This window comes from Methylocystis sp. L43 (assembly GCF_015709525.1).
Taxonomy (GTDB): domain Bacteria; phylum Pseudomonadota; class Alphaproteobacteria; order Rhizobiales; family Beijerinckiaceae; genus Methylocystis.
In genome coordinates, this window is record NZ_JADNRA010000020.1 from 19314 (window position 1) to 40663 (window position 21350).

The window sequence follows — 21350 nt, forward strand, 5'->3', positions numbered from 1 at the left end:
TATGCCGACGGTGCTGAGGTGGAAGGGATACCGCTTCTTCTTCTATTCTGCGGATGGTTGGGAGCCGGCGCACGTCCATGTGACGAAAGACGCGAAGGAAGCGAAAATCTGGCTTGAGAACGTTAGCGTCGCCGTGAACATGGGCTTCACCGCCCAGGATCTGAATGAGATCGTCAAGAAGACGCGCGAGGAGCGTGGGTCCTTTCTGAGGTCGTGGAATGACTACTTTGCAAATTGAAGTCGAAGACGCCCGTCCTACCGAGGCGTCATGCGACGACAGCTTCCTCACCGTCACGCTGGCCGACGGTCGCATATTGCGCGCGCCGCTGTGGTGGTACCCACGTCTTGCTCAGGCTTCGCCGGAGGCGCGTCGTTCCGTGGAGCTGTCTCCTTTGGGGATGCACTGGCCGCAGATCGACGAAGATATCAGCGTCGCGAGCATGCTGCGCGGGCAGAAGGCGCCAGGCGCGGTCTCGCCGGAAAGGGCGCTCTGACCACGTTCAAGAACGGGCGCTCAACCTGCTGACGCCGGCAAGTTGAACAGCTAGCGATAATCTCTCCGCGTCATGGCCGGGCTTGTCCCGGCCATCCACGCAAAGATCACCAGTAATAGAGACGCGAAACGAATGACGCCGCTCACTTTCATTATTCCGCAGCCTCACGGCGTGGATGCCCGCGACAAGCGCGGGCATGACGAGCCCTTGGCGCCGGCGCTCGACAACTTCAAAGTTCTCAACAAATGAAATTTACCCTCTCCTGGCTCAAGGAACATCTCGACACGTCGGCCTCGCTCAGCGAGATCGTCGAGACGCTGACGCGCATCGGCCTCGAGGTCGAATATGTGCACGACCCCGCCGCGCAGCTCAAAGACTTCACCATCGCGAAGGTGATCGAGGCGAAACCGCATCCAAACGCCGATCGTTTGCGCGTCTGCATGGTCGACACGGGGAGCGGCGCGCCGGTGCAGGTCGTCTGCGGCGCGCCCAACGCCCGCATCGGCATGAAGAGCGTCTTTTCGGCGCCGGGGACATATATTCCAGGAAAGAAGATCACGCTCGGCAAGGGCGTCATCCGCGGCGTCGAGTCGCTCGGCATGCTGTGCTCTGCGGCCGAACTCGAACTTTCCAACGACCATGAAGGGATCATCGATCTGCCCGACGACGCGCCCGTCGGCGCCGTCTATGCGCAATGGGCGGGGCTCGACGATCCGATCATCGAGATCAATCTGACGCCCAATCGCCCCGACGCCGCCGGCGTTTACGGCATTGCGCGCGACCTCGCCGCGGCGGGCCTCGGCGTTCTCAAGAACAAGGACATTGCGCCAATCGAGGGCAAGTTCCCCTGCCCCGTCCGCGTGACTCTGGACTTTTCGGAAGAGCACAAGCATCTCGCGCCATTCTTCGGCCTCCGCCTCGTGCGCGGCGTCAAGAACGGACAAAGCCCCGCCTGGCTGCAGGCGCGCTTACGCGAGATCGGCCTTCGTCCGATCAACGCGCTGGTCGACGTCACCAATTTTTTGACACTCGATCGCGCGCGGCCGCTGCACGTCTTCGACGCGAAAAAGGTGAAGGGCGATCTCGTCGTGCGCCTTGCGCGAAAAGGCGAGAGCCTGCACGCGCTCGACGGGCGGACATACGAACTCGACGAGAGCATGGTCGTCATCTGCGACGAGGCCGGACCGGAATCGCTTGCGGGCGTCATGGGCGGCGAGGCTTCCGGCTGCGATGAATCGACGACTGACGTGCTGATCGAGACGGCGCTGTGGGACCCGATGAATATCGCGCATACCGGCCGCAAGCTCGGCATTGTCACGGACGCGCGCTACCGGTTCGAGCGCGGCGTCGATCCGGCTTTTGCGCTGCCGGGGATCGAGCTTGCGACGCAGCTTGTGCTGGAATTCTGCGGCGGCGAGCCGTCCGAACTCACGCTCGCGGGCGAACTGCCGCTGCTCTCGCGCGCGATCAATTTCCCCTGGAGCGAAACCAAGCGGCTCACGGGCCTCGACGCGCCGCGTGAAGACGCCGCGAAGATTCTCGAGCGCCTCGGCTTCAGCGTCGAGAGCGCCGGCGCCGACGTCGCCCATGTCGCCGCGCCGAGCTGGCGTCCGGATATCGAGGGCAAGGCGGACATCGTCGAAGAAATCGTTCGCCTGATCGGCGTCGACAATGTGCCCTCAAGGCCGCTGCCGCGCGCCGAGGGAGTCGCGCCGCCCGTGCTGACCATGATGCAGAAGCGCGCCCGCAACGCGCGCCGTACGCTCGCCGGTCAGGGCCTCGTCGAGGCGGTGACCTGGTCCTTCGTCTCCAAGGAGCAGGCGGAGGCGTTTGGCGGCGGCAAGCCGTCGCTGGCGCTCGCCAATCCGATCGCCGCTGATCTTTCCGACATGCGGCCGAGCCTGTTGCCGGGCCTCGTGGCGGCCGCCGGCCGCAACGCCGCGCGCGGACTTGGCGATCAGAACCTGTTCGAAGCCGGCCAGATCTTCTTCGATGCGACGGAGACCGGCCAGCGCCTCGCGGCGGCGGGCGTGCGGCGCGGATTGGCGGGCGCCGGGCGCCACTGGTCAGCGCCGGCGCGGGAGGCCGGCGCTTTCGACGCCAAGGCCGACGCCATGGCGCTGCTGAATGCGCTCGGCGTCGCGACCGGCGGTCTGCAGATCGTTTCCGGCGGCCCGCCATGGTTCCATCCCGGACGCTCGGCGACGCTGCAATTCGGACCCAAGAACATCGTCGGCCATTTCGGCGAATTGCATCCGCGGGCGCTGAAAATCATGGACGTCGAGGGACCCATCGCGGCTTTCGAGATTATTCTCGACGCGCTCCCCGCGCCCAAGGCGAAGCCGACGAAGATCAAGCCGAAGCTGGACATTTCAGATCTGCAGCCGGTTTCGCGCGATTTCGCCTTTATCGTCGATCGCACAGCGGCGGCCGGCGATCTGGCAAAGGCGGCGCAGGGCGCCGATCGGACTCTGATCGCCGGTGTCGCTGTCTTCGACATCTATGAAGGCAAGGGCGTTCCCGAGGGCAAAAAATCCATCGGTGTGGCCGTCACGCTGCAGCCGCGCGAAAAGACCCTGACCGACGCGGAGATCGAAGCGGTGGCCCAGAAGATCGTGGCGGAAGCGCAAAAAAAATGCGGCGCGGCGCTGAGAGGATGAGGGGCCGTCGTCTCCAGCGACATGAAGGGAGCCGTGACGCGGCCGCTGGATGGCTTTTCCGCGAAGCCCCTCGCCCCGGCTTGACCTTGGCGATTGCGGCATTCCTTGCTGTCCTCGCCACCCCCGCCCTCGCCGCGCCGCGAAGCATCGACGAGTGCGAAGCGATCAAGGAAGCTGACGCCTACAACCGCTGCCTCGCCTCCTTCGGGCCGACGCGCGGCCAGCATGGGGCGACCTACCCCGGCGTCGCCGCCGAAGGCGGCCACAGCGGGAAAGCTTCGAACCGCAGCGCCTCTCGCCCGCCGTCTCGCTCTGGCGCCGCGCGGCTTTCCGCCAGCCGGGGCGGCCGCGTTCGGATGGAGTTCACGCCGGGGCGGCGGTAACGCCGCTGAATGGGGCGACAAACATGGTTTTTCCCCTTGGCAAACTGCTCCACTCCCCTTAAATAGACGATCCGGGGCTGGCCAATCGACCTGCGGCCCCCTTTTCAGTTTTGAGCTTCCGCCTCGACTCAAGTCCTTCCAGGGCTTAGGAAAAGGCGGTGGATAGGCCGGCGGACCCGGGGGTTCTCCCTCGTGTCCCGTCCGGCCATGTCCTGTCCGAGACTGCCGGCGCACGCAAGGGGCTTCAACCCTGTAGCGGCTCAATCGGCCCAAGGAAAGGCGGAGCGATCCGTCTTCTCGAAGGCGGCCTGCACAGACGGGGAAACCGGAATTTTAGAGGCCGCAAACGGGGTTCCCGCGTGCGTCCTTCGAATTTGGTTCGCGCCCCTTCAACCGCCGCGGCGTTGCGCCGTGACGGGGACAGGATCTACGGCGCCGCTCGCCTCAAGCGAGCGGCATGTCGCAACCGGCGGGATTTCCCGCCAGTAGAGAGAGCAACCGTGGACAGAGCGGAGAAAAAGGAAGCGGTCGCGGCGTTACGCGAAGTCTTTTCGAAGACCGGCGTCGTCGTCGTCGCTCACTACTCCGGCCTGACCGTGGCCCAGTTGCAAAACCTGCGCAAGCAGGCCCGCAATGCTGGCGCGACGGTCCAGGTCGCGAAGAACCGCCTCGCCAAGATCGCTCTCGATGGCGCCGACGTCGCCTCCATCGCGCCCCTGCTCAAGGGGCCGACCCTGATCGCCTATTCGGACGATCCGGTGGCGGCGCCGAAAGTCGCCGTGGCCTTCGCTAAGGACAACAACAAGTTTGTGATCCTCGGCGGCGCCATGGGCAAGACTGCTCTGAATCCGGACAGCGTCAAGTCGCTTGCGACGATGCCGTCCCTCGACGAACTGCGCGCCAAGCTCGTGGGCCTCATCCAGGCGCCCGCGACCAAGGTCGCCCAGCTCTCGACCGCGCCAGCCGCCAAGCTCGCGCGCGTCTTCGGAGCCTACGCCAATCGAGACGCGGCCTAAGAGGCCGAGAACCAGACAAACCAAATTCAAAGGACGCAACAAATGGCAAATCTTGAAAAAATCGTCGAAGACCTCTCGGCGCTGACCGTCCTCGAGGCGGCTGAACTCGCGAAGCTCCTCGAAGAGAAGTGGGGCGTTTCCGCCGCCGCCGCCGTCGCCGTCGCCGCCGCTCCTGGCGCCGCCGCCGCCGCGCCGGTCGCGGAAGAGAAGACCGAGTTCAACGTGATCCTGGCCGCGGCCGGCGAGAAGAAGATCGAGGTCATTAAGGAGGTCCGCGCGATCACCGGCCTCGGCCTGAAAGAAGCCAAGGACCTGGTCGAAGGCGCGCCCAAGCCCGTCAAGGAAGGCGCGACGAAGGACGAGGCCGAGAAGATCAAGGCCGCCCTCGAAAAGGTCGGCGCCAAGGTCGAACTCAAGTAACACCTCTGCCGCCTTTGGCGGCGTTGCGATCGTCGCAGCCCCGGCGCGCCGGGGCTGCGACCAATAGACAAAAGGCGCTCACGGACGCGGGAACCCGCCGCAAGACGAGCGCCTGACGGGCAAGGACCTCTCGCAGCGGGACGGTCGGCCAACGAAGAAAGAGGCTCGAAAAGCGACATGGCTCAGACGTCGGCGAGAAAGTTCACCGGTCGCAAGCGCATCCGCAAATTCTTCGGACATATCCGCGAAGCGGCGGAAATGCCGAATCTGATCGAGGTCCAAAAGGCCTCCTATGATCAGTTCCTCCTTGTCGACGAGCCGAAAGGCGGCCGTCCTGACGAGGGGCTGCAGTCCGTCTTCAAGTCCGTCTTTCCGATCTCCGACTTCTCGCAGGTCTCCCTGCTCGAATTCGTGCGCTACGAGTTCGAACAGCCGAAATATGACGTCGACGAATGCCGCCAGCGCGGCATGACCTACGCTGCGCCGCTCAAAGTGACGCTGCGCCTCATCGTGTTCGACGTCGATCCCGATACGCAGGCGAAGTCGGTCAAGGACATCAAGGAGCAGGACGTCTACATGGGCGACATGCCCTTCATGACGTCGAACGGCACCTTCGTCGTCAACGGCACCGAGCGCGTCATCGTCTCGCAGATGCATCGCTCGCCGGGCGTGTTCTTCGACCACGACAAGGGCAAGAGCCATTCTTCGGGCAAGCTGCTGTTCGCCGCCCGCATCATTCCCTATCGCGGATCCTGGCTCGACATTGAGTTCGACGCCAAGGACATTGTCTATGCGCGCATCGACCGCCGCCGCAAGATTCCGGTGACGTCGCTCCTGTTCGCGCTCGGCCTCGACGGCGAAGAGATTCTGTCGACCTTCTACAAAACCATCATGTACACGCAGGACGGCGAGAACTGGCGCATGCCGTTCGACGCCGAGCGCATCAAGGGCGTGAAGGCTGTCGCCGATATGGTCGACGCCGACACGGGCCAGGTGATTCTCGAAGCCGGTAAGAAACTCGCGGTGCGCGCCGCGCGCCAACTCGCCGAAAAGGGCGTGAAGGCGATTCGCGTCGCGCCCGAAGAGCTCTACGGCCAATATCTCGCGCAGGACCTCTTCGACCCCGCCACCGGCGAGATCTTCGCCGAAGCGGGCGAGGAGATCACTGTGAAGACGCTGCCGCTGCTGATCGAAAAAGGCTTCGACGAGCTGCCGGTGCTCGACATCGACCACATCAATATCGGTCCGTACATCCGCAATACGCTCGCCGTCGACAAGAACTCGATCCGCGAAGAGGCGCTGTTCGACATCTACCGTGTCATGCGCCCGGGCGAGCCGCCGACGATGGACACGGCGGAAAACATGTTCCACTCGCTGTTCTTCGATCCCGAGCGCTATGATCTCTCGGCCGTGGGCCGCGTGAAGATGAACATGCGCCTCGATCTCGACGCGCCGGACACGACGCGGACGCTGCGGCGCGAGGATATCCTCGCGGTCGTCAAGGCGCTCGTCGATCTGCGCGATGGTCGCGGCGAAATCGACGACATCGACCATCTCGGCAACCGCCGGGTGCGCTCGGTCGGCGAGCTGATGGAGAATCAGTATCGCCTCGGCCTGCTGCGCATGGAGCGCGCCATCAAGGAGCGCATGTCGTCGGTCGATATCGACACGGTCATGCCGCAGGACCTGATCAACGCCAAGCCGGCGGCGGCGGCCGTGCGCGAATTCTTCGGTTCGTCGCAGCTGTCGCAGTTCATGGACCAGACCAATCCGCTGTCGGAGATCACGCATAAGCGTCGTCTCTCGGCGCTTGGCCCGGGCGGACTCACCCGTGAAAGAGCGGGCTTCGAGGTGCGCGACGTGCACCCGACGCATTACGGCCGCATCTGTCCGATCGAGACGCCGGAAGGTCCGAACATCGGCCTGATCAATTCGCTCGCGACCTTCGCCCGCGTCAACAAATACGGCTTCATCGAAGCGCCGTATCGCCGCGTGCGCGACAGCAAGGTGACCGGCGAAGTCGCCTATCTGTCGGCGATGGAGGAGGCGAAATATCACGTCGCTCAGGCGAACGCGCAAGTCGACGAGGACGGCAATCTGACGGAAGACCTCGTGCTCTGCCGCCACGCCGGCGACGTCATGCTCGTGCCGCGCGAGAAGGTCGACGCGATGGACGTGTCGCCCAAGCAGCTCGTGTCGGTGGCCGCGGCGCTCATTCCGTTCCTTGAGAACGATGACGCCAACCGCGCGCTGATGGGTTCGAACATGCAGCGTCAGGCCGTGCCGCTCGTCAAGGCCGATGCGCCGCTCGTCGGCACCGGCATGGAGGCGATCGTTGCGCGCGATTCCGGCGCCGCCATCTCGGCGCGCCGCACCGGCGTGGTCGACCAGATCGACGCGACCCGTATCGTCATCCGCGCGACCGAAGAGCTTGATCCGGGCAAGCCCGGCGTCGACATCTATCGGCTGATGAAGTTCCAGCGCTCGAACCAGTCGACCTGCATCAACCAGAAGCCGCTCGTTCGCGTCGGCGATCTTGTGGTGAAGGGCGACATCATCGCCGACGGTCCGTCGACCGACCTTGGCGATCTGGCGCTCGGGCGCAATGTGCTCGTCGCCTTCATGCCTTGGAACGGCTACAACTTCGAGGATTCGATCCTCCTGAACGAGCGCATCGTCAAGGACGACGTGTTCACCTCCATTCACATCGATGAATTCGAGGTGATGGCGCGCGACACGAAGCTCGGTCCGGAAGAAATCACCCGCGATATTCCCAACGTCTCGGAAGAGACGCTGAAGAATCTCGACGAGGCGGGGATCGTCTATATCGGCGCCGAAGTGCAGGCGGGCGACATTCTCGTCGGCAAGATCACGCCCAAGGGCGAAAGCCCGATGACGCCGGAAGAGAAGCTCCTGCGCGCCATCTTCGGCGAAAAGGCCTCCGACGTGCGCGACACGTCGCTGCGCGTGCCGCCGGGCGTTCAAGGAACGATCGTCGAAGTGCGCGTGTTCAACCGCCACGGCGTCGAGAAGGACGAGCGCGCCCAGGCGATCGAACGCGAGGAGATCGAGCGTCTTGCCAAGGACCGCGACGACGAACTCGCGATCCTGGACCGCAACGTCTATACGCGTCTGTGTGAAACGCTGATCGGCAAGGTCGGCATCGCCGGCCCGAAGTCCTTCAAGAAGGGCGAGAAGCTGACTCAGGCGATCCTCGACGAATATCCCCGCTCGCAGTGGTGGACCTTCGTCGTCGAGGACGACGCGCTGATGGCGTCGATCGAAGCCGTGCGCAAGCAATATGACGAGTCGAAGAAGGGGCTTGAGAACCGCTTCCTCGACAAGGTCGAGAAACTGCAGCGCGGCGACGAACTGCCGCCCGGCGTGATGAAGATGGTCAAGGTCTTCGTCGCGGTGAAGCGCAAGATTCAGCCCGGCGACAAAATGGCCGGCCGTCACGGCAACAAGGGCGTCGTTTCGCGCATCGTGCCGCAGGAAGACATGCCGTTCCTCGAGGACGGCACGCCTGTCGACATTGTGCTCAATCCGCTCGGCGTGCCGAGCCGGATGAACGTCGGACAGATCCTCGAGACGCATCTCGGCTGGGCCTGCGCCGGTCTCGGCAAGCAGGTCGGCCAGGCCGTTGACGCGTATTATCGCAGCAAAGACGTCAAGCCTTTGCGCAAAGCGTTGACGGAAATCTACGGCGACGATCCGGAACTCGCCTCGCTCAGCGAGACGAGCCTTGTGGAAGTCGGCAAGGATCTGAAGCGCGGGGTTCCGATCGCGACGCCGGTGTTCGACGGCGCGCGCGAGAAGGACATCGTCGAAATGTTGGAGAAGGCGGGACTGGCCTCGTCAGGTCAGGTGCGGCTCTTCGACGGACGCACCGGCGAGACCTTCGACCGTAAGGTGACCGTCGGCTACATCTACATGCTGAAGCTGCACCATCTCGTCGACGATAAGATCCACGCGCGCTCCATCGGCCCCTACTCGCTCGTCACTCAGCAGCCGCTGGGCGGCAAGGCGCAGTTCGGCGGTCAGCGCTTCGGCGAAATGGAGGTCTGGGCGCTCGAAGCCTATGGCGCCGCGTACACGCTGCAGGAGATGCTGACCGTGAAGTCGGACGACGTCGCCGGCCGCACCAAGGTCTATGAGTCGATCGTGCGCGGCGACGACACCTTCGAATCGGGCATTCCGGAGAGCTTCAACGTGCTCATCAAGGAGATGCGTTCGCTGGCGCTGAACGTCGAACTGACCAACGCGGAGCCGGAAGAGGAAGCGCCGCCCACGGCGGCCGAGGCGGCGGAGTAATCCCTGCCGATGAAGCTGCAGAACGTCATTGCGAGCGAAGCGAAGCAATCCCCGATTGCTTCGCCGTTTCGCGTCTTGCGGTGACGGTCTGAATGAGGATTTCACGGCGCGCGGAAAAAGGCTCGAAGCCGCATTCGCAGCGCCCTAGGAGAAGACCATGAATCAGCAAGAGGTCATGAATCTCTTCAATCCGGTCGTGGCGACGCAGGCCTTCGACCAGATTCAGATTTCGATCGCAAGCCCGGAGAAGATTCTTTCCTGGTCTTACGGCGAGATCAAAAAGCCCGAGACGATCAACTACCGCACGTTCAAGCCCGAGCGCGACGGTCTGTTCTGCGCGCGCATCTTCGGTCCGATCAAGGACTATGAGTGCCTGTGCGGCAAATATAAGCGGATGAAATACAAGGGCGTCATTTGCGAGAAGTGCGGCGTCGAGGTCACCCTCGCGCGCGTGCGGCGCGACCGCATGGGCCACATCTCGCTCGCCGCGCCCGTCGCTCACATCTGGTTTCTGAAGTCGCTGCCCTCGCGCATCGGCCTGTTGCTCGACATGACGCTCAAGGATCTTGAGCGAATCCTCTATTTCGAGTCGTATATCGTCCTCGACGCCGGCCTGACGCCGCTCAAAGAGCGTCAGTTGCTGTCGGAAGACGAATATATGCGCGCGCAAGACGAATATGGCCAGGACACGTTCACGGCCATGATCGGCGCGGAAGCGATCCGCAAACTTCTTGAGTCGATGGACCTGGAAGCGATCGCCGCGTCGCTGCGCATCGAGATCTCCGAAGCGAAGACCGAGCTCAAGCCCAAGAAGCTGGCCAAGCGCCTCAAGATCATCGAGGCTTTCCTGCAGTCGGGCAATCGTCCCGAATGGATGATCCTCAAGGAAGTTCCGGTCATTCCGCCGGATCTGCGTCCGCTCGTGCCGCTGGACGGCGGCCGTTTCGCGACCTCGGATTTGAACGATCTCTACCGCCGCGTCATCAACCGCAACAATCGTCTGAAGCGGCTGATCGAATTGCGCGCGCCCGACATCATCATCCGCAATGAGAAGCGGATGTTGCAGGAGGCCGTCGACGCGCTGTTCGACAACGGCCGCCGCGGACGGGTGATCACGGGCGCCAACAAGCGTCCGCTGAAGTCGCTCGCCGACATGCTGAAGGGCAAGCAGGGCCGCTTCCGTCAGAACCTGCTCGGCAAGCGCGTCGACTATTCCGGCCGCTCGGTGATCGTCGTCGGTCCGGAGCTGAAGCTGCATCAGTGCGGCCTGCCCAAGAAGATGGCGCTCGAGCTGTTCAAGCCCTTCATCTATTCGCGTCTCGACGCCAAGGGCTATTCGGCGACCGTGAAGCAGGCGAAGAAGCTCGTCGAAAAGGAAAAGCCGGAAGTCTGGGACATCCTCGACGAGGTCATTCGCGAGCATCCGGTGCTGCTGAATCGCGCGCCGACTCTGCACCGTCTCGGCATTCAGGCGTTCGAGCCGGTGCTGATCGAGGGCAAGGCGATCCAGCTGCATCCGCTCGTCTGCGCCGCTTTCAACGCCGACTTCGACGGCGACCAGATGGCCGTGCACGTGCCGCTGTCGCTCGAAGCGCAGCTCGAAGCGCGCGTGCTGATGATGTCGACGAACAACATTTTGCACCCGGCCAATGGTCAGCCGATCATCGTGCCGTCGCAGGATATCGTTCTCGGCCTCTATTATCTCACGCTCGAGCGCGACGGCGAACCCGGACAGGGCATGGCTTTCTCGAGCCAGGGCGAGATCGAGCACGCGATCGCCGCCAAGGCGGTCACGCTCCACACCAAGATCAAGGGCCGCGCCTGGACCTATGATGAGAGGGGCAAGCGCGTATCGAAGATTTTCGACACGACGCCCGGCCGCATGATGCTCGGCCAGCTCATGCCGAGACACGACAAGATTCCCTTCGACGTCGTCAACAGACTGATGACCAAGAAGGAAATCTCGAACATGATCGACACCGTCTACCGCAACTGCGGTCAGAAGGAGACGGTCATCTTCTGCGATCGCATCATGTCGCTTGGCTTCCGCGAAGCCTTCAAGGCGGGAATCTCCTTCGGCAAGGACGACATGGTCGTGCCGGAAAACAAGGAGGCGATCGTCTCCGAGACGCGCGCGGCGGCCAAGGAATATGAGCAGCAATATAACGACGGCCTGATCACCCAGGGCGAAAAATACAACAAGGTCGTCGACGCCTGGATGAAGTGCACCGACAAGCTTGCCGAGGAGATGATGCAGCGCATCTCGTCGGTGAGCAAAGACGAGCATGGCCGCGACATGCCGATCAACTCGATCTATATGATGTCGCATTCCGGCGCGCGCGGCTCGCCGCAGCAGATGAAGCAGCTCGCGGCGATGCGCGGACTGATGGCCAAGCCCTCGGGCGAGATCATCGAGAGCCCGATCATCTCGAACTTCAAGGAAGGCCTCACCGTCCTTGAATACTTCAACTCCACGCACGGCGCCCGCAAGGGTCTCGCCGACACGGCGTTGAAGACCGCGAACTCGGGCTATCTCACGCGCCGCCTCGTTGACGTCGCGCAGGATTCCATCATCTCGTCGACCGACTGCGGCTCCCAGAACGGCATCCGCATGCGCGCGATCATCGACGCGGGACAGGTCGTCGCCTCGCTGACATCACGCATCCTCGGCCGCACCGCGGCGGAGCCTCTAATGTCGCAGGACGGCAAGACCGTGATCGTGCCGGCCGGCGAGATGATTCAGGAGCAGCACATCGAGGCGATCAACGCCGCCGGCATTCAGGAGGTGAAGATCCGCTCGGTCCTGACCTGCGAGGCCAAGAACGGCGTCTGCGGCAAGTGCTATGGACGCGATCTCGCGCGCGGCACGCCCGTCAACATGGGCGAAGCCGTCGGCGTCATCGCGGCGCAGTCGATCGGCGAACCCGGCACGCAGCTCACCATGCGCACCTTCCACATCGGGGGCGCGGCGCAGCTGGCTGACCAGTCGTTCATCGAGTCGAACTTCGAGGGCAAGGTGCATGTGCGCAATCGCCATCTCGCCCGCAACTCGGACGGCGACCTCATCGTCATGGCGCGTAACGTCGCCATCGTGATCCTCGGCCCGAATGGCGAGGAGCGGGCGGTGAACCGCCTCCTCTATGGCGCCAAAATGAAGGTCGACGAGGGCGACAAGGTGAAGCGCGGCCAGCGACTGGCCGAGTGGGACCCTTACACGCGTCCGATCATCAGCGAAGTCGACGGCGTCATCGGCTTCGAGGAACTCGTCGAAGGGCAATCGATGTCGGAGACGGTCGACGAATCGACCGGCATCACCAAGCGCATGGTCATGGACTACCGCCTCAACCTGCGTTCGGCCAGCCTGAAGCCGTCGATCGTCATCAAGGGCCCCGACGGCAAGATCGTCAAACTGGCTCGTGGCGGCGACGCTCGCTATTTGCTGCCCGTCGACTCGATCATCGCCGTCGAACCCGGCGGCACGGTGAAGGCCGGCGACATTGTCGCGCGTATTTCGGTGGAGAGCGCCAAGACCCGCGACATCACCGGCGGTCTGCCGCGCGTCGCGGAGCTTTTCGAGGCGCGCCGTCCGAAGGATCACGCGATCATCGCGGAAATCTCCGGCACGGTCGCCTTCGGCAAGGACTACAAGAACAAGCAGCGCATCACCATCACGCCGACCGAGGAAGGCGCGGATCCGGTCGAATATCTGATCCCGAAGGGCAAGCATATCCATCTTCAGGATGGCGACGTCGTCGAGAAGGGCGATTACATCGTCGACGGCAATCCGGCGCCGCACGACATTCTGGCGATCAAGGGCGTGGAGGAGCTTGCGGCTTACCTCGTCAACGAGATCCAGGAGGTCTACCGGCTGCAGGGCGTCAACATCAACGACAAGCACATCGAAGTGATCGTGCGTCAGATGTTGCAGAAGATCGACATCGTCGATCCGGGCGACACCGGCTTCCTCGAAGGCGAGCAGGTCGACAAGCTGGAGCTCGAGGAAGCGAACGCCAAGGCGCTCGAGAATGGCGGCAAGCCTGCGACGGGCACGCCGGTGCTTCTCGGTATCACCAAGGCCTCGCTGCAGACGCGCTCCTTCTTCTCGGCCGCCTCCTTCCAGGAGACGACCCGCGTCCTCACCGAGGCCGCCGTCAACGGCAAGATCGACCCGCTCGTCGGGCTCAAGGAAAACGTCATCGTCGGCCGGCTCATTCCGGCCGGCACCGGCGCTGCGATGTCCAAGTTCCGCGCCGTGGCGGGCGGGCGCGACGAGCTCATCATCGAGCAGCGCGGCGCCGAAGCGGCCGAGCCTGCGCCGGCGCTGCCGCCTGCGGAATGAGATCGCCTACACACTGAGACCGAAAAGGCCGCCCTCCGGGCGGCCTTTTTTGTGGGACGCACTGGGGTTTACATTGAGAGTTCCCGCCCTGCGACCCAGGGCGATAAAGTGGAGGGCTCCTCATCCTGAGGAGCGTGCGCAGCACGCGTCTCGAAGGACGAGGAAGCCCGTTTTCGCATATTTTTCTCACCCTCGTCCTTCGAGACGCCGCCTTCGATCTCGGGCCTGCCCGAGATCGACATTAAATCCGCAAGTCGGGTAAACCCGACTTGCGGGCGGCTCCTCAGGATGAGGGTGAGGAAGACAATCCTTCACCCGATTCCCCTGGCCTGCGACCGCTCCACCCTTCCGATCGTGTGGCCGACGCCATAGATTGCTGTCCGTGTCCTCCCTGCTGTCCTCCTCTCTGTCCCTCCCCGCTCGCGCGGCGCGCGCGCTGATTTTCGTCTACCGCGTCACCTTCTCGGCCTTTGCGGGACGCTTCTGCCGCTATGCGCCCACCTGCTCCGAATACGCCGACGAAGCCATCGCGAAACATGGCTTTTGGGCTGGCGGCTGGATGGGGTTCGCGCGCATCTGCCGCTGCCGTCCGGGCGGCGGCGCGGGATTCGACCCCGTGCCCAAGACACTGCGCGCCGACGCCAGCCCGCTCACGCCCTGGCGCTATGGCGTCTGGCGCCAGCGCCCGGTTTGCGAAGCGATCGAGTCTGAGCGCGAGACAGACTCCAGCTCACTTTAATTGAGCACGACGACTTTCGTCCCGACCTTAACGCGACTGTAGAGATCGACGACGTCCTTGTTGGTCATGCGGATGCAGCCCGATGACACGGCGGCGCCGATCGTGTCCGGCTCGTTGGAGCCATGGATGCGATATTGGCTCGAGCCGAGATAGAGCGCGCGCGCGCCAAGCGGATTTTCCATGCCGCCGGCCATATGGCGCGGCAAATCCGGTCGGCGCTTGAGCATCTGCGGCGGCGGACTCCAGTCCGGCCACTCGCGCTTGCGCGAAATCGTTTTCACGCCGGACCAGGTGAAGCCCATTCGGCCAACGCCGACGCCATATTCAATCGCGCGTCGATCGCCGAGCACGTAATAGAGCCGACGGTCCTTGGTCGAGATGACGACCGTGCCGCGCTTGAATTCCGGATGACGCCAATAGACGGCCTGCCGCGGTATCGCCTGCTCGCGAAACACATTGAGGAAGTCGGCGAGCGGACCGCGATTGATCGGGCTGTCGAACGCCTGCGCCGGGGCCGCCGTGAAGAGAAGCGCGGCAAAAATGATCGATCCGCTGTTTTGGCGCATGGTTGATCTCCCAAAAGCCGCGGAGAGAGCTTTTTGGGCGATTACGGCTGATTTCGGGTCGACGACATCGACGACATAGGTCAGATACGTTCGGTTCGGCCGCTCAGATCCTCGCGTTCGACGCGTCCCCGGCCTTCTTTGCGCATCGATTGAGGATCTCGATCACTTCATCATCGCTGATCTGGCGAAAATCACGGTAGAAAAAGCCGATCGCGCCGAATGCGCGATGCGTCTCAAGACAAACGATCTCATCGACTTCAGCGCCAAGAGACTCCAGCGCATCTGGAGGCGCGACCGGCACAGCCAGCACAAGCTTCTTCGGCGCGCGGGCGCGGACGGCGCGCAGCGCCGCGCGCGTCGTCGCGCCGGTGGCGACGCCGTCGTCGACGACAATGGCGATACGCCCTTTCGCCTCCGGTCGCTCGCGGCGGCCAAGATAGAGCTGCCGGCGCCGCTCGATCTCCTCCAGCTCACGCGCGCACACCCTCTCAAACTCTTGTTCGCTCACATCCGCCATGGCGATCACGTCCTCATTGCGCACGATGATCGGCGCGCCGCCATCCGCCACGGCGCCCATCGCCAGCTCCGGCTGGAAGGGCACGCCAATTTTCCTGACGAGCACGAGATCGAGAGGCGCCTTCAACAAAACCGCGATCGGCTCTGCGACGGGCGCTCCGCCGCGCGGCAGAGCGAAGACGACAACATCCTCGCCCTTGAATTTCTCAAGCTCGGCGGCAAGGCGATGGCCAGCGTCGGTTCGGTCGTAAAAAGTCATGGCGCCCTCACCTTCGATTGTCGGCGGCGAGCGCCGATTGCGCAAGATCGAGATAGCGCGTCGCCAGCGGCTCCCACTTCCTTGGCTCACGTGGAGAATCATCGAGAAGATGCGCCACAGACTGCCGCGCGCGCAGCACCGCGCGCCAAGCCGCGTAAAGCGACACCAGGCGTCGCGGGGGGTCGCAGGAGAGGCGCTGCGCCACTTTATCGACGAGTTCGACGCCCAGCGTGTTCGCGCCAAGCAGCGCACATTCGACGCCAAGATAGGCAAGCTCGTCGAAGGGATCGACTTGGCGCAGTTCGGCGTTGAACTCCAGACAGTCGAATATGGCGATGGGGTCGCGAAAGCAGATATGCTCCGGGCGCAAGTCGCCATGCCCGTCGACGACCCGGCCCTGAAAGGCGCGCTGCTGCAATTCTGATCGGCTGGCCGCCAGTCTTGCGTCGAGAAGGTCGAGCAGAACGGGCGTGCGCCCATGGTCGAGCGCGAAATCCCGCCGCGTCAGAACGTCTCGATTCTTTTCCTGCTCGCGAAAAAACCGCAGCGCATAATCCTCGGCGCTGATCGAGGAGCGTTCCACGCCGCGATAAAAATTCCCCAATGTGTCGCAAAGCGCGTCCATCTGCGCCGCGCTCAAGCGATCTTCGGCGATCAGCCGGTCGAGCATCGCGTCGCGCGGCAGGCGGCGCATCTCGACAAGCCAGTCGATGACCGCGCCATTGCCGCCAAGCGCAATGCCGCCTTCCGCGCTATAAGTCAGCGGCGCGACGCCCAAATACACATCGGCCGCGAGCCGGCGATTGAGACGCACCTCCTCGCGACAATTATGTTCGCGAGCATCGATCGTCGAGAAGTCGAGGAAGGGATAGCGAACCGGCTTCTTGAGCTTGTAGACCTTTTCGCCTGCCAGAAAGACATAGGACATATGCGTTTCCAGCACGGCCACCGACGCCGGCGCATGCGAATAGGCTCCGGGCGTACTGAGAAATCGAACCTTCTCGGCAGTTGCGGGCGAGCCCGTGTCGCCAATGGCGCTCGCTCCGCTATCGGGCATCGACTCCATCGCCGCGGTCGATTTGCTGCGGGCCGCGGCCTTCGACCAAGCCGTGGCAGGCTGTCCCACGTTCAAAGCGAACTTCGAGCTTTTCGATCATGCGCATGATCCTCTCTTGCGCTCGGATGGCCGCTCAAGGCCCTGAAAATCGATCTGCCGCTGCGTTAGCATGAACCTCCCTCTCACAAGCGAGCGTCCTTAAGGGAATATGGCGAGGGCTGAGCGGTTTCTCCAGAAGAAGATTCATACTGCGGCGCCATGTAGGACGCCATGTAGGCTGAAACGTCCAATCCGCACGAGGTCCCTATGACGCGCGACTTTACGACCGCCGACGTCGCAATCGGCCCCCATCGATTGGAGGGTTCGCTGTACCTGCCTCAATCGCCACTGGGACTTGTCATTTTTGCGCATGGCAGCGGCTCCTCGCGCTTTAGTCCGCGCAACAGATATGTCGCCGAGCGACTCGTCGCGCAGGGATTCGCCTGTTTGTTGTTCGACCTCCTCACCGCCGAGGAAGGCGAATTCCGGCGCAACGTCTTCGACATTGAACTGCTCGGCGCGCGCGTCGGCGAGGCGATCGCCTGGACGGCAGAAAGTGACGCCGCTCGCTTGCCCATCGGGCTGTTCGGGGCGAGCACGGGCGCCGCCGCCGCGCTCGTCGCCGCGGCCGACGAACCACGCGTCGCCGCCGTCGTCTCGCGCGGCGGTCGGCCTGATCTTGCAGGCGACGCGCTGCGGCGGGTTCAAGCGCCGACATTGCTGATCGTCGGCGGATTGGACTATGGCGTGATTGAACTCAATCGCAGCGCGCAGCAGCTGCTCAGATGCCACAACCGTCTCGACATCGTCCCCGGCGCCACCCATCTCTTCGAGGAGCCCGGCACATTGGAAAGCGCCGTCGAGCGCGCGACCAAATGGTTTGTCGAGAATCTTAGCGCGCCTCAGGCGTGACCCAGGAATAACACATGCCAAATTTTTCTTAAGCAGAAGGTTTGAAAATGATGACGATGGCGCTGACCGAACCGCCGAGCGAAGCGGAGAGCAGCCTCGCGCTATTCGCGCTCGGCGCCAGCATATCCGTTGGCGAAGACGTCGCACAATTGCTTGGCGCTGAGCTCGCGCCGCTGGAAGACCGCGAGTTCGAAGACGGCGAATATAAGATCAGGCCGCTCGAAAATGTGCGCGGCCGCGACTGCTACGTCGTTTTCACCCTAAATGGCGACGAGGTCGCGAGCAGCGCCGACAAGCTGTGCAAACTGCTGTTCTTCATCGGCGCGCTGAAGGACGCGGGCGCTCAGCGCGTCACCGCCGTCACGCCCTATCTGTGCTTCGCGCGCAAGGACCGGCGCACCAAGCCCCGCGATCCGGTCACCACGCGCTATGTCGCGCAGCTGTTTGAAGCGCTTGGAACAGACCGCGTGGTCTGCGTCGACGTACATAACATCGCCGCTTTTCAGAACGCCTTTCGTTGCGAGACGATTCACCTTGACGCTCAGGCGCTGTTTGCGCGTCATGTCCTGGCCAATATCGGGGACAGGCCTGTCGCCGTCGTCTCTCCCGATCTTGGCGGCGAGAAGCGCGCGGAGATTTTTCGGCTGCGGCTTGAACGCATGCTGAAGCGGCCGGTCGCCAAGGCTTTCATGGATAAATACCGAAGCGAAGGCCATGTCGTTGGCGATATTTTCGCGGGCGACGTCAAGGATCGCACCGCGATCATCATCGATGACCTGATCGCCGGCGGCGGCACGGTGGCGCGCACCGCTGCGGCCTGCCGCGGCAATGGCGCGGCGCGCGTCTGGGTCGCGGCGACGCACGGCGTCTTTTCGCAAAAGGCTGCGTCCGCGCTAAAGAACGCGCCGATCGATCAGCTCATCATCACCGATACAGCGCCGCGGCAACCGTCCATGGCGGCCGAGCTTGGCGACCGGTTGATTGTGGTCAGCGTCGCCGGTCTCCTGGCCGAAGCGATCAGACGCCTGCACGCAAATGGTTCGATCACGCAGCTTCTGGAGGACGGGCCCTAGCCGCCGGGCGCGCTTTGGTTGCGTCCTGCAGCGACTCGCGCCACAAGCCTCGCATGAACTTGGAAGACATCGTCATTCGCCGAATGTCCAAGAGCGAACTTGATCGCGCGCTCGATTGGGCCGCGGCCGAGGGCTGGAATCCCGGACTTTACGACGCGGAGAGTTTCTACGCCGTCGATCCGACAGGATTCTTCATCGCCGAACGCGCGGGCGAGCCTCTGGGCTGCGTCTCGGCCGTCGTCTATGACGAGTCCTTCGGCTATGTCGGGCTCTTCATCGTTCGTCCGGCTCATCGTGGACAGGGCGTCGGCCTTCGGCTCTTGAACGTCGCACTGCGGCATGTGCAGGGGCGCAATGTCGGGCTCGACGCCGCGATCGACCTTCAGCAGACTTATGCGCGATACGGATTCAAATTTGCCTATCGCAACATACGTCATCGATGCGTCGGCGGCGGCGAAGCGCCTCCCGACGTGACTGAATTGGCCGACGTCCCCTTCGACGAGATCGTGCGCTATGACCAAACGGTCTTTCCGACGTCGCGGCCGAATTTTCTTTCGCGCTGGATCGCTCAGCCGCAGAGCGCGGCGCTTGCAATGGTGAAGCAAGGCCGGCTCGCCGGCTATGGCGTGCTGCGCGCGTGTCGCGACGGCTACAAGATCGGGCCGCTGTTCGCGGATGATTTGCAAATCGCCGACGCGCTGTTTCAAGGCTTATGCGCGCGAGCCGCGCGTGCGCCGGTGTTTCTCGATACGCCCGAAGCAAACGCCGCCGCCATCGCGCTGGCGCAGCGACGCCGGATGACCGCCGTGTTCGACACCGCGCGCATGTATACGGAAGGAACGCCGCCGGGACGCATCGAGCGCTGCTACGGCGTCACGACCTTCGAGCTCGGGTAATCACCGGACAGGGCGCCGAGGCGATCGATAAGATCAGAGGCTGTGACGCTCGGCGCAATCAGCGTCGGATCGTCGTCGGCTTCGCCCGATCGGTTGACGCGCGGCGACACAATCCATTCCCGCAGAGCCTCGTCGGGCGGCGCGCCGAGCAACGCCCCGGGATCCTCGCCCGACATCCATGCATTCGCGTCGCGCCAGTCGAGAATGACCGGCATGCGATCATGGAAACGGCGCATCCAGCCATTCGCTGGACCGACGATGATCGTCGCTGAGTCGATCTTCGCATCGCTCTCGACGTCGCGACAGCTCTCGCACAGGCCGGCGAAGGCGAGCGGGCGGCCGTCGGGCGCCGTGAAATAATGCGGAGTCCTGGCGCCTTTCGCTCCGGTCCATTCATAGAAGCCCGACGCCGGGATGATGCAGCGCCGCGATGCGAAGGCCGAACGGAACATCGGCTTTTCGGCGACCGTCTCGGCGCGCGCATTGAAGGTTGCAGGCAGTTCGCGCAGGGGCTTCTTCCACCAGGAGGGCGCGAAGCCCCAGCGCATCTGGACAAGTTCGTTTCCCGCCGGCGTCGGCCGGATGACCTCGATCATCGTCGTCGGCGCCACATTGTAGCGGGGCTGCAGATTGCGCGGCTGGCCGATCAAATCGGCAAGCCGCTGGAGTTCCTCCCAGGAGAGATGCTGCGTGAAGCGCCCGCACATAGGCGAGACCGTCCTGTCTCAGTAGTAGTGCCGGTGACGGCGGTAATAATATGGGCGCGGCGCCGTCGCGGCGCCAATGATCGCGCCGCCTGCTGCGCCGACCGCCGCCGTGGCGAGCGTCGGGCCGGCGAGTCCGCCTGAGGCAAGCGCGCCGATGCCGGCGCCGCCCAGACCGCCGATGACGCCGCCGCCGAGCGCGCGTTCCGCGGGCGTGTAGCAGCCATAAAGCGGCATTGAGGCCGTCAGAAGCGTCGCAAGGACGAGGGCTTTCTTGACCCGGCGGGGCGTGGCGATGCTGTGCATTTTCATTCCCTTGTTCACACTCTTCTCGCTGCGTTGGCGCTGAAGCCAAGCCTTCGCGGCGCATCGCCGAATGAACCCAGATTTGCGCCAGAACGATGGCCCTGTCGTGAAGCCACCGGCCAGAACGAGGCCTCGATAAGGCCACAGCCGGAGCGCTCGATGACGACGCGCAGCACTTGTTTCGTCTTCCTTCTAATTGGAATATTTCGCAAATAAGAACGCTGCAAAGAGCACTTTCTGAAAGACTTCCGATGAATGATCAATTGTATTGACGCAGGAAGTCGCCTGTTAAATCTTTATACCATGCACGCGGCGCCGCTGAGACTTTCAGCATCGAACCCTCGAGCAAAAATCAGGCGCGCAACCCCACGCGTGATGTTCCGTGCCCTCAAGGAGAGAATGATGTGCGATCTGGCGCGAGAGAGAAAACGCATTGATTCGATCCTCGCCGACGCGATGAACCAAAACTCGGTTCGACTGTCGATCGATGAAGTCGAACTCGCCGGCTATGGGCTCGCGGCGCTGCGCAGCCACTATGCGCTTTCCTGTCCGGATGAATGCATGCGCAAGAGATGTGACGAATTTGCCGCGCTCATCGCGCTGACGCGTCGCGCGCAGCAGCATGCGCTACATGCGCCATGAAATATTCGGCAACAG

18 protein-coding genes are annotated in these 21350 nt (G+C 63.4%); 13 read left to right on the forward strand and 5 right to left on the reverse strand.

The annotated features are described in order from the left end of the window. Position 1 precedes the first annotated feature (1 nt). From IYX23_RS04340 to yidD, 9 genes are all read left to right on the forward strand, one after another. Positions 2–238 carry a DUF4160 domain-containing protein gene (locus IYX23_RS04340; RefSeq protein ID WP_196392064.1) on the forward strand — a complete coding sequence of 79 codons (237 nt, stop codon included), beginning with the start codon at positions 2–4 and terminating at the stop codon, positions 236–238. Further along, positions 219–494: a DUF2442 domain-containing protein gene (locus IYX23_RS04345; protein WP_348643627.1), complete on the forward strand. Its 276-nt coding sequence runs from the start codon at positions 219–221 to the stop codon at positions 492–494. The genes IYX23_RS04340 and IYX23_RS04345 overlap by 20 nt, the downstream gene beginning before the upstream one ends. A 245-nt stretch (positions 495–739) precedes the next feature. Continuing rightward, positions 740–3154 carry a phenylalanine--tRNA ligase subunit beta gene (pheT, locus tag IYX23_RS04350; RefSeq protein WP_196392066.1) on the forward strand — a complete coding sequence of 805 codons (2415 nt, stop codon included), beginning with the start codon at positions 740–742 and terminating at the stop codon, positions 3152–3154. Between the two features lie 86 nt (positions 3155–3240). Further along, complete coding sequence (locus tag IYX23_RS04355) at positions 3241–3537, forward strand: hypothetical protein (RefSeq protein ID WP_246716469.1); 297 nt, start codon at positions 3241–3243, stop codon at positions 3535–3537. Between the two features lie 500 nt (positions 3538–4037). After that, positions 4038–4553: a 50S ribosomal protein L10 gene (rplJ, locus tag IYX23_RS04360; RefSeq protein WP_014892374.1), complete on the forward strand. Its 516-nt coding sequence runs from the start codon at positions 4038–4040 to the stop codon at positions 4551–4553. Between the two features lie 42 nt (positions 4554–4595). Next, entirely contained in the window at positions 4596–4973 is a 378-nt protein-coding gene (gene rplL, locus IYX23_RS04365; RefSeq protein WP_029648694.1) for a 50S ribosomal protein L7/L12, read from the forward strand. Between the two features lie 177 nt (positions 4974–5150). After that, positions 5151–9287, forward strand: coding sequence for a DNA-directed RNA polymerase subunit beta (gene rpoB, locus IYX23_RS04370; protein WP_196392068.1), 4137 nt, complete (start codon positions 5151–5153; stop codon positions 9285–9287). Between the two features lie 157 nt (positions 9288–9444). Continuing rightward, entirely contained in the window at positions 9445–13626 is a 4182-nt protein-coding gene (rpoC, locus tag IYX23_RS04375; RefSeq protein ID WP_196392069.1) for a DNA-directed RNA polymerase subunit beta', read from the forward strand. A 382-nt stretch (positions 13627–14008) separates the two neighbouring features. Further along, positions 14009–14365 (forward strand): membrane protein insertion efficiency factor YidD, encoded by a 357-nt coding sequence (yidD, locus tag IYX23_RS04380; RefSeq protein ID WP_196392070.1) that lies wholly within the window; start codon positions 14009–14011, stop codon positions 14363–14365. Here the strand turns inward: yidD and IYX23_RS04385 are convergent. The 3 genes from IYX23_RS04385 to IYX23_RS04395 all read right to left on the reverse strand — a co-directional run bounded on the left by IYX23_RS04385 (position 14362) and on the right by IYX23_RS04395 (position 16763). Continuing rightward, positions 14362–14931 carry a L,D-transpeptidase gene (locus IYX23_RS04385; protein WP_124737527.1) on the reverse strand — a complete coding sequence of 190 codons (570 nt, stop codon included), beginning with the start codon at positions 14929–14931 and terminating at the stop codon, positions 14362–14364. The two genes, yidD and IYX23_RS04385, sit on opposite strands and share 4 nt — an antisense overlap. Positions 14932–15034: 103 nt before the next feature. Further along, on the reverse strand, positions 15035–15706 hold the full coding sequence (locus IYX23_RS04390; protein WP_196392071.1) for a phosphoribosyltransferase family protein: 672 nt from the start codon (positions 15704–15706) through the stop codon (positions 15035–15037). A 7-nt stretch (positions 15707–15713) separates the two neighbouring features. Further along, complete coding sequence (locus IYX23_RS04395; protein WP_246716470.1) at positions 15714–16763, reverse strand: hypothetical protein; 1050 nt, start codon at positions 16761–16763, stop codon at positions 15714–15716. A gap of 306 nt (positions 16764–17069) precedes the next feature. Between IYX23_RS04395 and IYX23_RS04400 the strand changes: the two genes are divergently transcribed. The 3 genes from IYX23_RS04400 to IYX23_RS04410 are packed head-to-tail and all read left to right on the forward strand — an operon-like array spanning position 17070 to position 19683. Beyond that, complete coding sequence (locus IYX23_RS04400) at positions 17070–17714, forward strand: alpha/beta family hydrolase (RefSeq protein ID WP_196392072.1); 645 nt, start codon at positions 17070–17072, stop codon at positions 17712–17714. 47 nt (positions 17715–17761) lie between these two features. Continuing rightward, on the forward strand, positions 17762–18787 hold the full coding sequence (locus IYX23_RS04405; RefSeq protein WP_196392073.1) for a ribose-phosphate pyrophosphokinase: 1026 nt from the start codon (positions 17762–17764) through the stop codon (positions 18785–18787). A 53-nt stretch (positions 18788–18840) separates the two neighbouring features. Then, on the forward strand, positions 18841–19683 hold the full coding sequence (locus IYX23_RS04410; protein ID WP_196392074.1) for a GNAT family N-acetyltransferase: 843 nt from the start codon (positions 18841–18843) through the stop codon (positions 19681–19683). Here the strand turns inward: IYX23_RS04410 and IYX23_RS04415 are convergent. Beyond that, positions 19653–20390 carry an SOS response-associated peptidase gene (locus IYX23_RS04415; RefSeq protein ID WP_196392075.1) on the reverse strand — a complete coding sequence of 246 codons (738 nt, stop codon included), beginning with the start codon at positions 20388–20390 and terminating at the stop codon, positions 19653–19655. The two genes, IYX23_RS04410 and IYX23_RS04415, sit on opposite strands and share 31 nt — an antisense overlap. An 18-nt stretch (positions 20391–20408) precedes the next feature. Then, positions 20409–20693 carry a hypothetical protein gene (locus tag IYX23_RS04420; protein WP_109026154.1) on the reverse strand — a complete coding sequence of 95 codons (285 nt, stop codon included), beginning with the start codon at positions 20691–20693 and terminating at the stop codon, positions 20409–20411. 402 nt (positions 20694–21095) lie between these two features. Here IYX23_RS04420 and IYX23_RS04425 point away from each other — a divergent pair, with 402 nt between their 5' ends. Next, positions 21096–21335 (forward strand): hypothetical protein, encoded by a 240-nt coding sequence (locus tag IYX23_RS04425; protein WP_246716471.1) that lies wholly within the window; start codon positions 21096–21098, stop codon positions 21333–21335. Positions 21336–21350 lie beyond the last annotated feature (15 nt).

Coding starts and splice junctions, on each gene's coding strand:
- IYX23_RS04425 (WP_246716471.1), top strand. CDS start 21,096: ATGTGCGATCTGGCGCGAGAGAGAAAACGCATTGATTCGATCCTCGCC.
- rplL (WP_029648694.1), top strand. CDS start 4,596: ATGGCAAATCTTGAAAAAATCGTCGAAGACCTCTCGGCGCTGACCGTC.
- rpoC (WP_196392069.1), top strand. CDS start 9,445: ATGAATCAGCAAGAGGTCATGAATCTCTTCAATCCGGTCGTGGCGACG.
- IYX23_RS04395 (WP_246716470.1), bottom strand. CDS start 16,763: ATGCCCGATAGCGGAGCGAGCGCCATTGGCGACACGGGCTCGCCCGCA.
- IYX23_RS04415 (WP_196392075.1), bottom strand. CDS start 20,390: ATGTGCGGGCGCTTCACGCAGCATCTCTCCTGGGAGGAACTCCAGCGG.
- IYX23_RS04405 (WP_196392073.1), top strand. CDS start 17,762: ATGATGACGATGGCGCTGACCGAACCGCCGAGCGAAGCGGAGAGCAGC.
- IYX23_RS04385 (WP_124737527.1), bottom strand. CDS start 14,931: ATGCGCCAAAACAGCGGATCGATCATTTTTGCCGCGCTTCTCTTCACG.
- IYX23_RS04400 (WP_196392072.1), top strand. CDS start 17,070: ATGACGCGCGACTTTACGACCGCCGACGTCGCAATCGGCCCCCATCGA.
- IYX23_RS04345 (WP_348643627.1), top strand. CDS start 219: ATGACTACTTTGCAAATTGAAGTCGAAGACGCCCGTCCTACCGAGGCG.
- IYX23_RS04340 (WP_196392064.1), top strand. CDS start 2: ATGCCGACGGTGCTGAGGTGGAAGGGATACCGCTTCTTCTTCTATTCT.
- IYX23_RS04420 (WP_109026154.1), bottom strand. CDS start 20,693: ATGCACAGCATCGCCACGCCCCGCCGGGTCAAGAAAGCCCTCGTCCTT.
- pheT (WP_196392066.1), top strand. CDS start 740: ATGAAATTTACCCTCTCCTGGCTCAAGGAACATCTCGACACGTCGGCC.
- IYX23_RS04410 (WP_196392074.1), top strand. CDS start 18,841: ATGAACTTGGAAGACATCGTCATTCGCCGAATGTCCAAGAGCGAACTT.
- rpoB (WP_196392068.1), top strand. CDS start 5,151: ATGGCTCAGACGTCGGCGAGAAAGTTCACCGGTCGCAAGCGCATCCGC.
- IYX23_RS04390 (WP_196392071.1), bottom strand. CDS start 15,706: ATGACTTTTTACGACCGAACCGACGCTGGCCATCGCCTTGCCGCCGAG.